Here is a 15,004-nt window from a genome sequence, read left to right on the forward strand (position 1 = left end):
TAACCTGGGATCACTACCGGCTCCATGGCAGCCGGTGCGCCGCTGGTTTTGGGCCGGGCAACCATTCACGAGCTCGTGAGGTTGCCCGGTGGCTGGCGAGGACGACGATTACGGATCTGCCCGGATAACGATCACTCTCGACGACTCGGGGGTGGTCGGCGAAGCACGCGACCTCGGCATCCGGATCCAGCGAGCCCTAAACCGGGCGACGCGCGGCCTGGGTGCCGAGATCCGCCGCAATATCCAGCGCGGCCTTGACGCGGCGGCGGTCACGGTTCGTGTGGAGCCGGACCTGCGCCGGTTCGACGCCCAGCTCCTCACCGGGCTCCGGTCGCTGGACAGCATCAGCATCCCGGTCACCCCGGACCTCACCGACTTCGTCGCGCGTATCCGTACCCACCTCGCGGGCGAGGAGGTGTCGATCCGGGTCGTCCCGGATCTCAGCGACTTCGACTCCCGTATTCGGGCGCACCGGCCGCCGGACGTCACGGTCCGCGTCAATGCGGATGTCGACAGCGATCGTTTCGCGCGGGCGTTGAGCGGCCTCGGGAAGATTGCAGGCCAGGTCGGTTCGGCGGTGCTCGGTGCGCTGAAGTTCGGCGCGATCGGTGTTGCTGCGGCGGCGGCCAGCACGGGCGTCCTGTCGCTCGTCACCGCGCTCGCCTCTGCGGGCGGCATCATCGCGGCGGTCCCCGCCGTGGTCGGCGGCGCGGTCATCGCGGTCAGCGCTCTGAAGCTTGCCCTGTCCGGGGTCGGTGATGCGTTCAGTGCGGCGTTGACGGAGGACTCCGAGAAGTTCGAGAAGGCACTCGAAGCGCTCTCGCCCGCTGCTCAGAAGGTGGCCCGGGAGTTGCGGGCGCTGCGGCCCGAGTTCGATGCGCTGAAGGACAAGGTCCAGGATGCCTTCTTCCGGCCGTTGGTGGGGCAGGTCACCGGTTTGGCCCAAGTACTGGGCGGGCCCCTCAAGAGCGCACTGTCTTCGATATCGGGGCAGTTCGGGACGGCGGCCGGGCAGGTCGCCAAATTCCTGCGGTCGGCCGACGGTGTTGCCGCGGTCAAGCAGACGTTGGCCGGGACGACCGCCGCGACGAAGGGACTGGCCGCGGCCATCAACCCGGTGGCCCAGGGGTTCGCGAAGCTGGCCGGCGAGGTGTCGGCCGCGTTCGGGGCGAGGCTCGGGACAGCGATCGAGGGCGTCGGGAAGAAGCTCGGCGCGTTCCTGTCCGGTGCTGCGGACAGTGGCCGGGCGGTGGCCTGGGTCAGTGATGCCGTTGGGGTGTTCAAGACCCTCGGGGGCACCCTCCTCAACGTGGGCAGCATCCTCCGCTCCGTCCTGGGCGCGGCGGAGCAGACCGGCGGCGGGCTCCTCAGCACGTTGCGCGACCTGACTGGGCAGGCTGCCGCGTTCCTGAAGACGGCGGCGGGCAGCTCCGCGCTCAACGGCCTGCTGTCCGGGCTCGCTGGTGTCGGGGCGCAGCTCGGCCCGATCTTCGTCGCGCTGGTCAAGCAGGTAGGCGGCCTCGTCCCCGCCCTCTTGCCGGTCATCAACTCCCTCGGGAAGGCCGTCGCCACGTTGCTGGAGGGGCTGGACCTGCGGGCGATCGCCGAGGGGCTTGCCCCGGTCGCTGACGGGCTGCTGGAGGCGATCAGGCTCATCGCCCCCGAGCTCAAGCCGGTTTCCGAGGGGCTCGGGGAGCTGCTGGCTTCGGTGGCCCCGCTGCTGCCGGTCGTCGGCCGGCTCGTGGCCCTGGTCGGCAAAGAGCTGGCCTTCACCATGAAGGCGCTCTCACCTGTCGTCAAGCTGTTGTCCGAGTGGCTTGCTGCAGCACTGACCCCAGTCATCGAGCTCGCCGAGGGTGGGTTCCGGATCCTCTCCGGTGCGGTCAAGGTGGCGTGGTCCGTGCTCGGCCCGTTCGTGAAGCTGATCGGCGGAGCCCTCGTCAAGGCGTTCCAGAAGCTCAGCAAGAGCGGCATCATCACCAAAGTCTTCGACAAGCTGGCCGGTGCGCTGCGCACTTTGAAGCCGTTCTTCGATGAGGTCGCCCCGGCCGCCGCCAAACTCGCCCGCGATTTGAAGCAGCTTGGGCAGGACGTCCTTGCTCAACTCCTGCCCGCGCTTGGCAGGTTGAAGAAGGAGATCGCTCCGGCGCTCGCCCCGCTGAAGCAGCTCGGCGCGGACGTCATGCAGAAGGCCGCCCACGGGGCTGAGCTCGCGGGCAAGAGCTTCGCCAAGCTCCTGGCGAAGGTGGCGCCGCTGGCACGCGAGCTGTTGAAGACCGTGAAGCCGGTCGCCAAGCTCGCGGCGTCATTTGTGAAGATGCACGTCCTGGACGGGCTGCCGCAGAAGATGGACATACTCGCCGCCGCGCTGCGGCGCATGGGCGGTGCGCTGGCGGACGTGATCGGCGACGTCCTGACATTCGTCGGCCAGGTGATCGACGCGTTCCAATGGCTGTATGACGTCCTGGTCGGGCACAGCATCATCCCGGACCTGATCAACGCCATCATCCAGTGGTTCGCGCAACTGCCCGGCCAAGTCCTCGGCGTCATCAGTGGTTTCGTGTCCAGCGCGGTCAGCTGGTTCGCCCAGCTACCTGGCCGGATCATGGCATCGCTGTCCCAGCTCGGCGTCAGCCTCCAGACCTCCATCTCGGCAGCGTTGACGTCCGTCACCGTCACCCTCCAGACGTGGGGGGCCGGAGCGGTGGCTTGGTTCGCGTCGCTGCCCTCCCGGATCTGGGCGGCCATGTCGTCCCTCGGGAGTCTGCTGGCCAGCCTGTTCTTCTCCGCGCTCAGTTCCGCCAGCGCCGCCGTCAGCTCCGGGCTCACCCTGCTTACGACCATGTTCGGGGGGCTCCCTACCCGGATCTGGACAGCCCTCTCCTCCCTTCCGTCGCGACTGTCGGCGATCTTCCAGACGGCAGGTGCAGCAGCCCTCGGCGTCGCCCGGACAGGCGGGTCGGCCGTCGTCAGCTTCTTCTCTGGGCTGCCAGGCCGGATTGCCGGAGCCCTGGATTCGCTCGGGTCACGACTCGCCGGCATCTTCCACTCCGCGCTCGGGTCCGCGCGCAGCGCCGCGAGCTCGCTGATCTCCAGCATCGTGGGGCTGTTTTCCGGGCTGTCGGGGCGGATCGCCGCATCGGTCGGCGACATCGGCGGCGCGATCATGGGCAAGATCAAGGGCGGGCTACCCAGTTCCGTACGGGGGCTGCTGCCGTTCGCGAACGGCGGGATCGTCACCGGTCCCACCCCCGCGCTGATCGGTGAGGCCGGGACCGAGGTCGTTATTCCCCTCACCCGGCCGGCCCGCGCCCGCCAGCTCGCCGAGCAGTCCGGTCTCGTCGACCTTCTTGCCGCGACCGACGTTCAGCAGGGGCAGAGGAGCACGGCCCGGCCAGGCCCGGTCATCACGAACCACTGGACGATCACCGAGGCCGGGGATGCCAACATGACAGCCCGTCGCGTACTCAACCGCATGGCACTCGCCGCGGGGGTGATGTGAGGTGTACACCGACTTCATGGCCCTGGGCGGCATCGAGCTTTTCAACTCGGCGCGCCTGGCCGCGTACCTCGCGAGTGTCGGCTCCCCGCTCGATAGCGTTGGTTCCTGCGGGTGTCCCACTTTCGACGCCGAGCACGTCGGGGATGAGCCCTACACCACGCCGTGGGAGGACGAGGCCCCGTGGTGGGACGAGGACGTACCCGAGTCCGGTGACTTCGCCGGCCTGCTGGTGCTGTCGGTCGACGGCATGGACGACCACCCCGTCACGAGGTCGGTCACCGGGTCCGTCACCGGCGGGGCCGCGATCGGCAAGCCCCGTGTGCAGCCGCGGACCATCACGGTGACCGGGGCGCTCCTCGGCTCTACGTGCTGTGGTGTTGCGTACGGGCTGCGGTGGCTGGCCCAGGCCCTAGCCGGGTGTACGGACGGGTGTGGCGGGGACTGCCTCACCGTGTACAACTGCTGCCCGCCCTCGACCGAGGACCCCGATGAGTTCGCGGCACGGCACCGGCGGACGCTGCGCCGCGTGGCCCTCACCGACGGACCACGTGTGATCGCCCGGAACGGTGACGGGTGCACGGGCAGCGGTGCGTGCCAGTCCGGGGCCGACATCCTCACGGTGGAGATTGTGCTCACTGCCGGGACTCCGTGGCTGTGGGCGGACCCGGTTCCCGTGCTCGACGTTCCGGTCCCGACCGACGACGGCGAGTGCGTCACCTGGTGTATCCACCGCGGCCCGGAAGGACCGCCCCCGCCGGTCTGTATTGAGATCGGCCCGGACGCCCCCCAGTGCGGGACCGGAGCGGTGACGGTCCAGCTCACGGACGCGGCAGGGTGCGAGGTGGAGTGGCCGGTGCTGGAGCCGGTCCGCGACTCGTGCGACGCGACGTGTCGGTTGGCCGCGTGCCCGGACCCTGAGTCCCTGTGCGCCGATACGACGTGCCGGACCCCGACCCCGCCGCAACTCCCACCGCCCGAGACCTGTTTCCGGCACGCCCTGGCCGTGAACACGGAGACGTACGAACTCGACTTGTCGTCCTGGCCGCGCTGGTTCGGGGCGGTACCGGTGATCGAGGTCAGCGCCGGGAGCAGCGACCTGCGCCGCGTCACCATCACCCTGTACGAGCGCACGCTGGAGCACCAGGGGCTGAGCTGCGATGAGGTCGTGGAACTGGAGCGCTGCAACCCTCACTCCGTCTACGAGATCGGCTACGTGGCGGCCGGCGGGACGATGACGCTGGACGGGCAGATCGGCCGGGCCAGCGTGGAGTGCTACGGGCGGTGCGAGTCGACGACGGACGCGTACGGGCGCGACGGCGGCCCGCTCGCCTTCGCGTTGCTGACGTGCGATCGGTACTGCGTCGAGGTGGCCGCTGACGCCGTTGTGACCCCGGCTGACGACGCGACGGTAAAGGTGTCCCTGAGCGGCCGGGAGTACTGACAGCACGAGCCCGCCACAGTTATGGAAATGACCAGACCGCGGCCCAAAACCTGCGGCCTGGTCATCTCAAAAACTATTGCAGCGCCAAGCAACGTGCCCAATGGAGCGAATTATCGAGGGCTCTGCTGCTCTACCAGCTGCATGGCACTGAGCTGCCGCCGTACGGTAGCTTGGCGTCCCAGATCCAGCCCTCATAGACCTGATTGCCGTAGTAAGCGGTGAGGTGAGTCCACGTGTTGCCGTAGCTGTTTTCAGTCCAGCAGTCATATACGAGCTTGTTACTTGAGCCGCCTATGGTGTATGCAGGCAGGCAGTCACCGTAAGGGCCTTGCTTGTGGAGCACTACGGCCTGAGTTGTGTACACCACGGTGCCGTCCTTGCCCTTCTGCCAGGACGCCGTTTGGCACCCTGCCGCGCCGGACGAGGCCGCGTGGGCCGGTGCTGCGGCCACACCCGCGAGAAGTGCGGTGCTGAGAGCCGCGCTGGCGACGGCATGACGAACACGCATGTTGCCCCCCTGAAGAGCGTTGGCTGATGATGCGAACTAGCACTGAATGTCTAGCAAGCCTTCCAGGAACTGGGAATGGCACCTACCAGCCATCCAGCGCGAGCGTTGGCTAGAACACCCGTGCCGCCTCACGAAATACGCCTTGTGAAGTGGCGACGCTACGGGTGTGGTGGGGACCCCGTCCGAGAACGCGACCGTGACGGTGTCCCTGAGAGGCCGGGACTACTGACCGTACACTCGCCGTGCTGCTGGTTTTGGGCCGAGCACCACCACGACCCTAGGGGTTGCTGTGGCAGCTGGCTGCGCGTCGCATACAGCGCAGATCATCGACCGTGACGGGGCGGCCGTCGCGGGCACGGACGTGCTGGTGTCCGTGGAGTGGTCCCGCGTCCTGGACGACCTGTCCGAGGCCAAGGCCGTCATCGCCCCGGACGCGGACTGTTGCGCGGCCCTGTCTCGCGTCCGGACCTGGCGCCACAAGCTCGCGATCCACCGCGGCACCGATCCCGTGTGGGAAGGGCCGATCACCAGTGTGGAGTGGACGGTCGACGGGGCGGAGATCAGTGCCGTGGACATCCTGGGCTGGCTGGACCGCCGGACCCCGCACACCAGCCAGGAGTTCGTGGATCACGAGCTGGCCGACGTCGCGGCGTGGTTGATCGACGACGGCTTCGCGCCGGACGGCCCTGGGCACACGGTGACGGTCGTGGCCCCGTCCCGTATCCGCGGCCGCCGCTCCTACCAGGCCGACGTGGGCCAGACCGGCGACCACCTCCGCGACCTGGCGGCGACCGGCCTGGACTTCACCGCGCTCGGGTCGCGGATTCTGATCCTGCCCGAGGACCACTCCGCACGCGTCGCCTCGCTGTCTGATGCCGACTTCGCGGACGAGCTGGTGGTCGTCGAGGACGGCCTGGCGCTCGCCACCCGGTGGGTGGTCCACGGCAAGGACGATGTCGTGGGCGTGGCCGGCGGGGCCCACCCGTACTACGGGCTGATCGAGCGGGTCGTGGAGGAGACCTCGATCCTGGACGATGCCTCGGCGGAGGCTGCGGCCCGGTCCCGGCTCGCGGCGTCGTGCCCGGCCCCGGTGTTCCTCGACTCCCAGGAGGCTGTGCTGTCCCCGGACGCGGGCCTGGACGTGGCGGCCCTGGTGCCTGGGTGGTGCGTGGACGTGACGACGACGCAGACCTGCCGGACGATCTCCCAGGCCCTGAAGATCGCCACGGTCAAGGTCAAGGAAGACGGCGACTCGGAGACCATCAGCCTCCAGCTGACTCCGGCGGGGGTGGCCTGATGGCGCTGCGCGGATCGGCCGCCAGGCGGTCACCCGACAACCCCCTCGGGGGCGTGCTCCGCGACCTGGACCGGCGTACGCGGTCGATGGAGCACCAGCCCAAGTCGACTCCGGCGCCGGGGCCGACGGGCCCGCCGGGCGACGCCGGCCCGGCAGGTCCGCCCGGCCCGTCCCCGGCCGCTGCGGTGGTCGTCACCGACGAGGACGGCCGCGCCACCTGGACGCTGGTGCCCGAGCTGCCCGCGCCGCCGGTCATCAGCGCGGTCGCCGTCGACCCCGAGCGGGGTGACGGGCCGCTGACCGTCACAGCCGAGGACGTGACCGGAGCGGCGGTGACCGTACGGGTGTGGCGCACACGGCCCGTGCTCGGGCTGGGGCTGCTCCCGGCCGTACCGGCGCCCGGGGTGACGGTCCACCTCACCGCGACGCCGCCGCCCGCCGCCACGGACACACGGTCGGAGGACGACTAGGCTCCCAGAAGCCGCTGGTTTTGGGCCGGGCTCGTCACTCCAACCCCTTGGGAGGGGACCGTGGCCAGCGTCTGCGCGTGCGGTGAGTACTTCAACGTCGACGAGACCGGCGAGCTCTGCCTGAATCCGGGCACCATGGGACTGAGGCGGGTCATCGTGCACAAGAGCCCGGGTACGTACCAGTTCCGCAAGGCGGATTACCCGTGGCTGGCCCGGGTCCGGGTCAAGGTACAGGGGGGCGGCGGTGGTTCGGCTGGTGCCGCAGCCGCAGCGAAGGAACTGATCGCGCGAAACGGCGCGAGCGGCGGTGGATATGGCGAGTCCGTGATCGAGGTCGGGGCGCTGAGTGACGTCGAGACGATCGTGGTTGGGGCGGGCGGTACGGGCGGGACCGGTAACAACCCGGGCAGCGCTGGCGGGGCGTCGAGCTTCGGTGGGGTGGTCACCGGGGCCGGCGGGAATCCGGGCACTGACGGGATGGACTCCGGCACGAGCAACACGGTTTCCAATGGTGTCGCGGCGCCGAGCGGCGGGTCCGGGCAGATGACGGATGGCGGCGGTGCAGGGGAGGCGGCGCTGCGCATGGGGATGCGTGGGATGTCCGGCCGGGGCGGGGACTCCCGTATGGGGCACGGCGGGTACGGGCGCACCACGTCCGGTCCGGGCAGTGCCGGGCGCGGCTACGGCGGCGGCTCCGGAGGCGCGTTCAGCGCGGACGGGAAGAGCTACGACGGTTCGGCCGGGGGTGTCGGGATCGTGGTCGTGGAGCTGTACGGGTAGTTGCTGGGTACGCTGGGCGTGCCGCTGGTTTTGGGCCGGGCCACCTCATCAGAGATGGAGTGGGCCTGTGGCTCGATGCGGATGCGGAAATGACCGGTGCTCCTGCGTGATCGTGGGTGGTGACGGTATCGAGGTCGACGGGGCAGGGAACCCGTCGAACCCCCTTGTGATCACCGCGAAACCGAAGCCGCTGGTCGTCGGTCAGGGCGACTGCATCACCCTTGCCGGGCAGGGCACCGAGGCTGCGCCGCTCACTGCGGCGCCGCGCCTGGACCCGAACCCGGCCAACCTCCTTGTGTGCGGGCCGGGCGGCCTGGTCGTGACCGGCGGGACGGGCGGGACCGTGGCCACAGGGTGCGGGCTGACCGGCGACGGCGCGACCGGCACACCCTTGGCCGCGGCCACAAAGGACTGGCCCCACCCGTGCGACATCGACGCCGCGGCGGGCGGGGTGTACTGCGACAGCACGGGCGTGCTGCGCTCCGAGCCCCGGACGCGGGTCGCCAACGCGACCGCGGAGGGAAACCAGGTGCTGCCGGCGACGGCGGTTCCAGCCGGCAGCGACGTGATCGTGGCGACGCACACGCTCGACATAGTCAACCGAGACGGCTGCCGCCCGGCCCTCGCCTGGGTAGTGGCCACGATCGACATCGACTTCACACTTCCCGCGAACTCTTCGGCGTCCGCCGGGATCGCGGCGGACGACATGCAGGCCTTCGTGAACCGAGGCAGCAGCACGGCTACAGGAGTGCACACACAGGTGTCCAAGCAGTGGCGGCGGAGCATCCCGGCGGGCGGGACGCTCGTCGAGCCTCTAGAGATCACGCTGGGGCGGGGTACGGGCGGGGCCACGTACACCCGGATCCAGTGGTCGTTGCAGGCCCTCATCATCAGCGCCTAGGAGACGGCAATCATGGAAGAGACTGAAGAGACCTACTACTACCGGCACGCTGACGGCTCGTATTCCACCGTGACGGTCACCGGGGAAGGGCCCATCCCGGAACCAGAGTTGCCCGAGGGCGCGGTGGCGATTACCGAAGCCGATTACAACGAGGGCGTGGCCGCGGTCGAGGCGGCGAACGCCGAGCGGGAGGCCCAGGAGCGTGCGGCCGAGCAGGAACGGTGCCGCGTCGACTACGAAGCCCTGATCGCGGCCGGGGTGCCCCCGGAGACCGCAGCTCGTATGTCCGGGTACAACCCGCCCCACCCGACCGTGGGCAGCGCACAGAAGAAGGGGACGTGAGCCATGGCGACCCCGCTCAGCTCTGACAGGCTGCTCCAGGCGCTGCGCGCCGAGGGCGTCCGCATCGTCGAGGTCGGTAACTGGCCGACGCGCAACCGGAACCACAAGGGCCCGTGGGGGCCGGTGAACGGGTCGCTGGTCCACCACACCGTGACCCGGGGCACGGACTCCACGGTGAGGATCGTCCGCGACGGGTACCCGGAGCTGCCGGGTCCGTTGTGTCACGGGATGATCGCGAAGGACGGGCGTGTGCACCTGGTCGGCTGGGGCCGCACCAATCACGCTGGGGGCGGCGATCCCAAGGTGCTGGACCAGGTGGTCGCCGAGTCGTACAGCAGCCGCCCGACTCCGCCCACCCGCGGCAACGCCAACGGGGTCGACGGCAACGCCCGGTTCTACGGGTGGGAGTGCGAGAACCTCGGCGACGGCCGCGACCTGTGGCCGGCCGCGCAGTACGACGCGATCGTCCGCGTGCAGGCCGCGTTGTGCCGGGCCCACGGGTGGTCGGCGAAGAGTGTGATCGGCCATCGGGAGTGGAGCGCGGACAAGATCGATCCGCGCGGGATCGACATGCCCCTGCTCCGTGCCGATGTCGCCGAGCGGCTGAAGCACCCGGCGAGCTGGAACCCGGGCACCGGCCCGAACGAGGAGGAGAACGACATGCCCGACTACGTGAACATCGGCTTGGCCAAGCCGTACATCCTGGCGCCGAATGCGTGGGACTCGATCGAGTTCACGCAGGAGTGGAGCGACACCGCGGACGGTCACGCGGTGGGTGGCAGCGTCTTCGTGCGCGGGGCCGCCCGGTTCACCGGCACCCTGAGCCTGCGCTTCGACGGCCTGCCGGTCGGTGACGTCGTCCAGGCCCGCATGTCTGAGTACGACGGCGACGCACACAAGGCCGACCACCCCGTCCACGAGATCGTCGGCACGCCCGGGGGCGCGGGCGGCGTCGTGGCGCTGACGAAGCGAGTCGGGAAGGGCCGCGGCATGCGCGTGCGGCTGCTGAACCAGTCCGAGAAGTCGATCACCGTGTCGAGTGCGGTTCTGACCGCGCTCGTCTGGAAGGAGTCCTAAATGCTGCCCTCCGTTCTCCGTACGTTCGTTCCGCTGCTCGCCGGGTGGATCATCGTGGCCCTGACCGAGCTCGGTTTCTCGGCTGACTCCGGCAGCGTGCAGACCGCGGTGGCGTTCGCGGTCGCCGCCGCGTACTACCTGCTGTTCCGACTCGTCGAGCGGGCCGCCGAGAAGCTCGGCGGGCCGGCCTGGCTGAAGGGCGCAGCGGGCGCGCTCCTCGGGTACGCCCGGCCTCCGCAGTACTCGCCGACGGACGACGTCGCTGAGCTGGTCAGGCAGAGCCGGCAATGAGTACGCCGCCGGAGCCGGAAGCGCAGGCCGTTGCCCTTGAGCTGGAGAGGCTGCGGGGGACGGTCACGACGGGGTTCTCTGACGTCAAGGGGGCCCTGGCTGTCCTCGTCGAGCGGTCCACTCATACGGAGCAGGACCTCGCACGTCTCCGCGAGCAGACGGAGCGGTCCCTGGACGTGCTGGGGGCCGAGGTCGACGCGCTGAAGGCCCGGCGGTGGCCGCTCGGGGTGGTCGGTGCGATGGCCGGCGTCGTGGGCGCTGCGACGGGGGCGATCGCCCTGTTCCGGTGATCTGCCCTTTGAGACTGAGCACCCGCCCTCCCGCTCCGGGGCGGGAGGGCTGCCATGCTGGCGGTCACGGACTTCGAGCAGGGGAGCGACCGTGACTGATGCACCGATTCGGCTGGACTAGGTGTACGCGTTCTGCGTCGAGCGCCTGGGTGACGACGAGAGCTGCGCTGAGCGCGGCTACTACAGCGACACACACTGGGAGCGATTCACCACAGAGGCCCTCCTCGGCGCCTGGCAGGAATGGCGCGCCTGCTTCCCACGTGACCAATGGGACGTGAAGGCCAACGACAGAATCTCGGGGGCCGCACTTGATGCCGTCCGAGCGAGGATTGGTGCGCACGAGAAAGACCGCAGCGCGCGCATGCTGGCAGACGTCGCCTTTAAGCGGGCTCTCCTTGTCGAGCACGAGCCTTCTCTGGTCGCGGCTGTGAAGGGCGACGAGATGACGCCGATGGTGGTGTGCGGTATCGATGGCGACGACTGCCCCTATACCCAAGGGCTTGCCGCGCTGTACGACGACCACCCGGACTACAAGGAGAGCTGGCGGCCATGAGTGAGGAGGGCTGGCTTCCCGCCATCACGGGCCGCTTTGCCGAGGCGCGTCCCGGCCGGTGACCCGGGCACGACCGATGTCCGTGCCCGTCCGTACGGTGGTTGTGTCCTTTTCCGTATGGCTGCTGGCTGCTTGCTATCGACTGGACCTGACGCCCTCGCTCGACAGTCTGAGCGGGGGCGTCGCACTTATGCCGTCTGGTCGACGTCTCCTCGTACGAGGTCGGCCCATGCGGTGAGGAGATGCCGGTACTCCTCCGTGCGGTACGGGGTGGCGGGCTGGTTCATGAGGTCGCGGATCCGGGCGTTGACGTCGTCGAGGGCAGGGGGCACCTGGCCGTCAGGCCGGGGAGGAGCTGGCATACCTGTACGGTACGGGTCGCCGCGCTACTCCAGGATCCCGAGCTCGGTGTCGGGGCGGCAGTGGATGCAGGCGCGGACGCCGGCGACGAGGGCCTGGAGCGCCTGCTCCCTGGTGACGGCACGAGCGTTCTTCGCCATGTGGCAGCCGCCGACGTGCACCTCGATGGGCGGGGCGCCCTGGCCGATCCCTCGCTCGACCATCCAGTCAGGGGCAGGCGGGCGCTGTGCCTTGCCCCGGTCTTCCTCCGCTGCCCGCTGCTCGGCTGCGGCGATTGCCGCATCCACTTCGCGCAGGCACATGGTGTGCCAGGTCCGGAGCGTCCGGAGCTGTGCAAGGTCAGGCGGCAGGTCGATCACGTATTCGATAATAGGTTCGATTCCCGCTTGCCGGGCCGGCTGCCTTGTTGACCACGAGGGTGACGTACGGCTTGTCGTGGGTGGCGAGCAGGGCGTCGTGGAGGCGGCGGGCCGTGCCGGTCTTCCGCCAGGATTGCCTGTCCGCCCACTCATCCGTTTGCCCGGTGCAGGCAGGTGGGGAATCACTGTCGCGTAGTCCTGCTGAGGCTCGTCTTGGGCCAGTCTTTAAGGGAAGATCCGTAGCTATGAGACTCCTCGTGATGGGTGGCACCTGGTTCCTGGGCAAGCACATTGCCGAAGCGGCCCTGGCTAGAGAGTGGGACGTGACCACCTTCAACCGAGGCCGCTCCGGGAAGGACGTTCCTGGGGTCAAGCCTGTTCGCGGGGACCGAACGGTCATCGACGACGTTCGGACGCTTGCAGCGCACGGCCCATGGGATGCAGTCATCGACACTTCGAGTTCCGATCTGCCACCACGTGACGTGCTGTTGGCAACCTCGGCGCTGAAGGACTGTGCTGCCCGCTGGATTCACGTCTCCACAGTGTCTGTCTACAAGGGCTGGCCTCACAGCCATCTGGCGGACGACTCCGAACTGCTGGAGTGTCCAGCAGACGCGGATGAGAACTACGGCTATACCGGCGAGGACGGCAGTCCCACCATCTATGGCTTTCAGAAGTCGGGCGGCGAGCGTGCCGTGACTGAGTCCTTCGTCGGCCGGGCCGTGCTCCTCCGCCCTGGCGTGATCCTCGGCCCCGGCGAGTACGTGGGACGCCTGCCATGGTGGCTGCGCCGTGCGTACAAGGGAGGCCCCTTTGTGGCACCAGCACCGGCCCAGCGGCGGATCCAGCCCGTTGACGTCCGCGATGTGGCTGCGTTCGCGCTAGACCGGGCCGCCGACAAACACGATTCCGGGAGCTACAACGTCGCGCACTCGGACGGCATCACGTTCGAGGACCTCCTGGGTGCCTGCCTGGAAGCCACGGGCGGAGCCGGGCGCCCCGTATGGATCGCCCCCTCAGTCCTCATCAGCAACGGTGTGAAGCAGTGGACCGAACTCCCCCTGTGGCGCACCCACAGCGGTGTCTGGTCCGTGGATTCGAGCCGGGCCGTTGCCGCAGGACTCCGGTGCAGGCCGCTGCGTGAGACCGTTCGCGACACCTGGAACTGGCTGCAGAACGACGGCCGCCCCGTGGACCACCCGCGGTGGGCGGCACACGGGATCGACCCTGAGCGGGAGGCAAAGATCCTCGCCTCCCTCTGATCAGGCATCCAGCGCCAGTACTCCGTACGGGGGAACCAGCTGACGCTGGCCCGGAAGACGCGTGAACTCCTCCAGCCGCTCGCCGAGATCGGTGGCAAGCGCCGCGCCCTGTAGGTGCCGCTGGGTGAGGGCGCGTCGCAAGTCCATGGCCCTCGCCACGAGCCCGGTTGCCCGATGCGTGCTGGTGATTGACAGCATCGCCTCAAGCGCTTCTGCGGCACCCTCCAGATCGTTCGACAGCAGTCGGGCCATGGCGACGTCAGCCGCAGCCTTCCCGAAGACGGCGGGGGATCGATCCTTGGCCGGCCTGGCAGCCACAAGTTCAAGCGCGCGCCGTGCTGACGTTTCTGCGGCGCGCCCGTCGCCCAGGAGCAGCGCGGTCGAGGCGTTCGACATGGCCAGCCGTTCGTCGCTGAACCCGAACTCACCGCCGACTGCGTCGTGCAGCTCGTCCGTTGCGTCGGTCCCCACCTCCTCCGACATGCTCAATGCGCGTCGGGCTGACTCTGTATCCCCGAGGTGCCCGTAGGCCCGAGCCTCGATTGAGTGGAGACGCCGCACCGCCACGTCTCCAAGGCCTCCGTACGTGAGCGCGTGCCGAACGTGGACGGGCGCCTGCGACTGCTCGCCGGAGTAGTAGGCGATGTAGGCCAGGCTCCCTGCTGCATATGCGCGCAGCGGCTCGTACCGCGCGGTCTCGCCGTAGAGGGCGGCAGTGCGGGCAAGGCGCTTGGCGCCGTCAAATGACCCTAGGTCGAACGCGGCGGTCGACAGTAGGGCGGATGCCTGTCCCGCGAGGATGAGGAGCACCTGCTGCTGGGCTGGGACGGCGGTGCGGTCGCGGTCGTTCTCCGCCTGCTCCCGGAGTTCCTTTGCTCTCTGCCAGACGTCGCGAGCGGACTGATTGCTGTAATTTCGAGCCAGCACGTGCAGGTCGTCACGCAGTTGGTCGACGGTCAGGTCAGAGACGGAGGATGCGGCAGCGGCGCCAGCATCATCCTGTGCTTCACGTGCGGTCATTGCGATCTCGGCTTCCAAGTCGAACGTCGATACATCGGGATCCGTCGACTCCGGAGGGGGCGCGAAGAGTTTCGACGCCTCGACGTGGAACATGTCTTGCAGCACCCGGCAGGCATCCGGGCTGGGCAACCCCTTGAGCTGGCCGCTCGTCCACCGGCGGTACTGCGTCTCACCAACCGTGGGGTTCTTTGCCCCTCGGCCGATGACCTTGTCAGCGGCCTTCGCGAACTCGCGCTCGAAGATCGCCCACGTCCACTGTCGCTGATCAATCAGGACTTTGAGCAGCGTCCTCGGCTTGCCCACTTCGGCCCCCAAGTCTCCGAGCGTCATCGTCGACCAGTCGTCGGCGGAACCCTCCTCATGAGGAAATACCGCGTGCAGTCGACAGGACAACGGTCCTGCGTAAAAGGCATTTAGAAGCTACCCCGAGGCCACGTCTGTCGTCCGGAAGTGTCGTGGAAGCCACCCCGGAAGCCATGGCGAAGCCACCCGCGCCGGGAGGACTCTGATCGCCAGCCAATGCTGAGTGTGCCGATCCGAACACATTCCGA

At 68.9% G+C, this 15,004-nt stretch carries 15 protein-coding genes; 12 read left to right on the forward strand and 3 right to left on the reverse strand.

The window, feature by feature from the left end; genetic code table 11:
* Positions 1–88 precede the first annotated feature (88 nt).
* The 11 genes from ACIRJP_RS19055 to ACIRJP_RS19105 all read left to right on the forward strand — a co-directional run bounded on the left by ACIRJP_RS19055 (position 89) and on the right by ACIRJP_RS19105 (position 11,452).
* Positions 89–3,502, forward strand: a complete 3,414-nt coding sequence (locus ACIRJP_RS19055) for a hypothetical protein (protein ID WP_404175127.1) — start codon at positions 89–91, stop codon at positions 3,500–3,502.
* Between the two features lies 1 nt (position 3,503).
* Positions 3,504–4,943, forward strand: a complete 1,440-nt coding sequence (locus ACIRJP_RS19060) for a hypothetical protein (protein WP_404175129.1) — start codon at positions 3,504–3,506, stop codon at positions 4,941–4,943.
* Positions 4,944–5,740: 797 nt separating this feature from the next.
* Positions 5,741–6,748, forward strand: coding sequence for a hypothetical protein (locus ACIRJP_RS19065; protein WP_404175132.1), 1,008 nt, complete (start codon positions 5,741–5,743; stop codon positions 6,746–6,748).
* On the forward strand, positions 6,748–7,218 hold the full coding sequence (locus ACIRJP_RS19070; RefSeq protein ID WP_404175135.1) for a hypothetical protein: 471 nt from the start codon (positions 6,748–6,750) through the stop codon (positions 7,216–7,218). The genes ACIRJP_RS19065 and ACIRJP_RS19070 overlap by 1 nt, the downstream gene beginning before the upstream one ends.
* A 60-nt stretch (positions 7,219–7,278) precedes the next feature.
* Complete coding sequence (locus tag ACIRJP_RS19075) at positions 7,279–7,998, forward strand: hypothetical protein (RefSeq protein WP_404175137.1); 720 nt, start codon at positions 7,279–7,281, stop codon at positions 7,996–7,998.
* A gap of 166 nt (positions 7,999–8,164) precedes the next feature.
* A complete protein-coding gene (locus ACIRJP_RS19080; protein WP_404175140.1) occupies positions 8,165–8,899 on the forward strand; it encodes a hypothetical protein in 735 nt (244 codons plus the stop codon).
* Positions 8,900–8,911: 12 nt separating this feature from the next.
* Positions 8,912–9,241 carry a hypothetical protein gene (locus ACIRJP_RS19085; RefSeq protein ID WP_404175143.1) on the forward strand — a complete coding sequence of 110 codons (330 nt, stop codon included), beginning with the start codon at positions 8,912–8,914 and terminating at the stop codon, positions 9,239–9,241.
* A 3-nt stretch (positions 9,242–9,244) separates the two neighbouring features.
* Positions 9,245–10,318: an N-acetylmuramoyl-L-alanine amidase gene (locus tag ACIRJP_RS19090; protein WP_404175146.1), complete on the forward strand. Its 1,074-nt coding sequence runs from the start codon at positions 9,245–9,247 to the stop codon at positions 10,316–10,318.
* Complete coding sequence (locus ACIRJP_RS19095) at positions 10,319–10,609, forward strand: hypothetical protein (protein WP_404175149.1); 291 nt, start codon at positions 10,319–10,321, stop codon at positions 10,607–10,609.
* Positions 10,606–10,899, forward strand: coding sequence for a hypothetical protein (locus tag ACIRJP_RS19100; protein WP_404175151.1), 294 nt, complete (start codon positions 10,606–10,608; stop codon positions 10,897–10,899). The genes ACIRJP_RS19095 and ACIRJP_RS19100 overlap by 4 nt, the downstream gene beginning before the upstream one ends.
* Positions 10,900–11,020: 121 nt before the next feature.
* The gene (locus ACIRJP_RS19105; RefSeq protein ID WP_404175153.1) at positions 11,021–11,452 is read left to right on the forward strand and encodes a DUF6221 family protein; all 432 of its coding nucleotides are present in this window, start codon (positions 11,021–11,023) and stop codon (positions 11,450–11,452) included.
* A gap of 188 nt (positions 11,453–11,640) precedes the next feature.
* Here ACIRJP_RS19105 and ACIRJP_RS19110 read toward each other — a convergent pair whose 3' ends face one another.
* Together ACIRJP_RS19110 and ACIRJP_RS19115 are read right to left on the reverse strand one after the other, a co-directional pair.
* A complete protein-coding gene (locus ACIRJP_RS19110; RefSeq protein ID WP_404175156.1) occupies positions 11,641–11,814 on the reverse strand; it encodes a hypothetical protein in 174 nt (57 codons plus the stop codon).
* A 24-nt stretch (positions 11,815–11,838) separates the two neighbouring features.
* On the reverse strand, positions 11,839–12,171 hold the full coding sequence (locus ACIRJP_RS19115) for a DUF6233 domain-containing protein (RefSeq protein ID WP_404175159.1): 333 nt from the start codon (positions 12,169–12,171) through the stop codon (positions 11,839–11,841).
* A 245-nt stretch (positions 12,172–12,416) separates the two neighbouring features.
* On the opposite strand from ACIRJP_RS19115, the gene ACIRJP_RS19120 reads away from it, so the two are divergent.
* Entirely contained in the window at positions 12,417–13,433 is a 1,017-nt protein-coding gene (locus ACIRJP_RS19120; RefSeq protein ID WP_404175162.1) for an NAD-dependent epimerase/dehydratase family protein, read from the forward strand.
* Here the strand turns inward: ACIRJP_RS19120 and ACIRJP_RS19125 are convergent, their stop codons facing one another.
* Entirely contained in the window at positions 13,434–14,846 is a 1,413-nt protein-coding gene (locus tag ACIRJP_RS19125) for a DNA-binding protein (protein ID WP_404175165.1), read from the reverse strand.
* Positions 14,847–15,004: the final 158 nt, after the last annotated feature.

Origin of the sequence: Streptomyces sp. NPDC102437, assembly GCF_044765565.1 — a bacterium.
GTDB lineage: Bacteria > Actinomycetota > Actinomycetes > Streptomycetales > Streptomycetaceae > Streptomyces.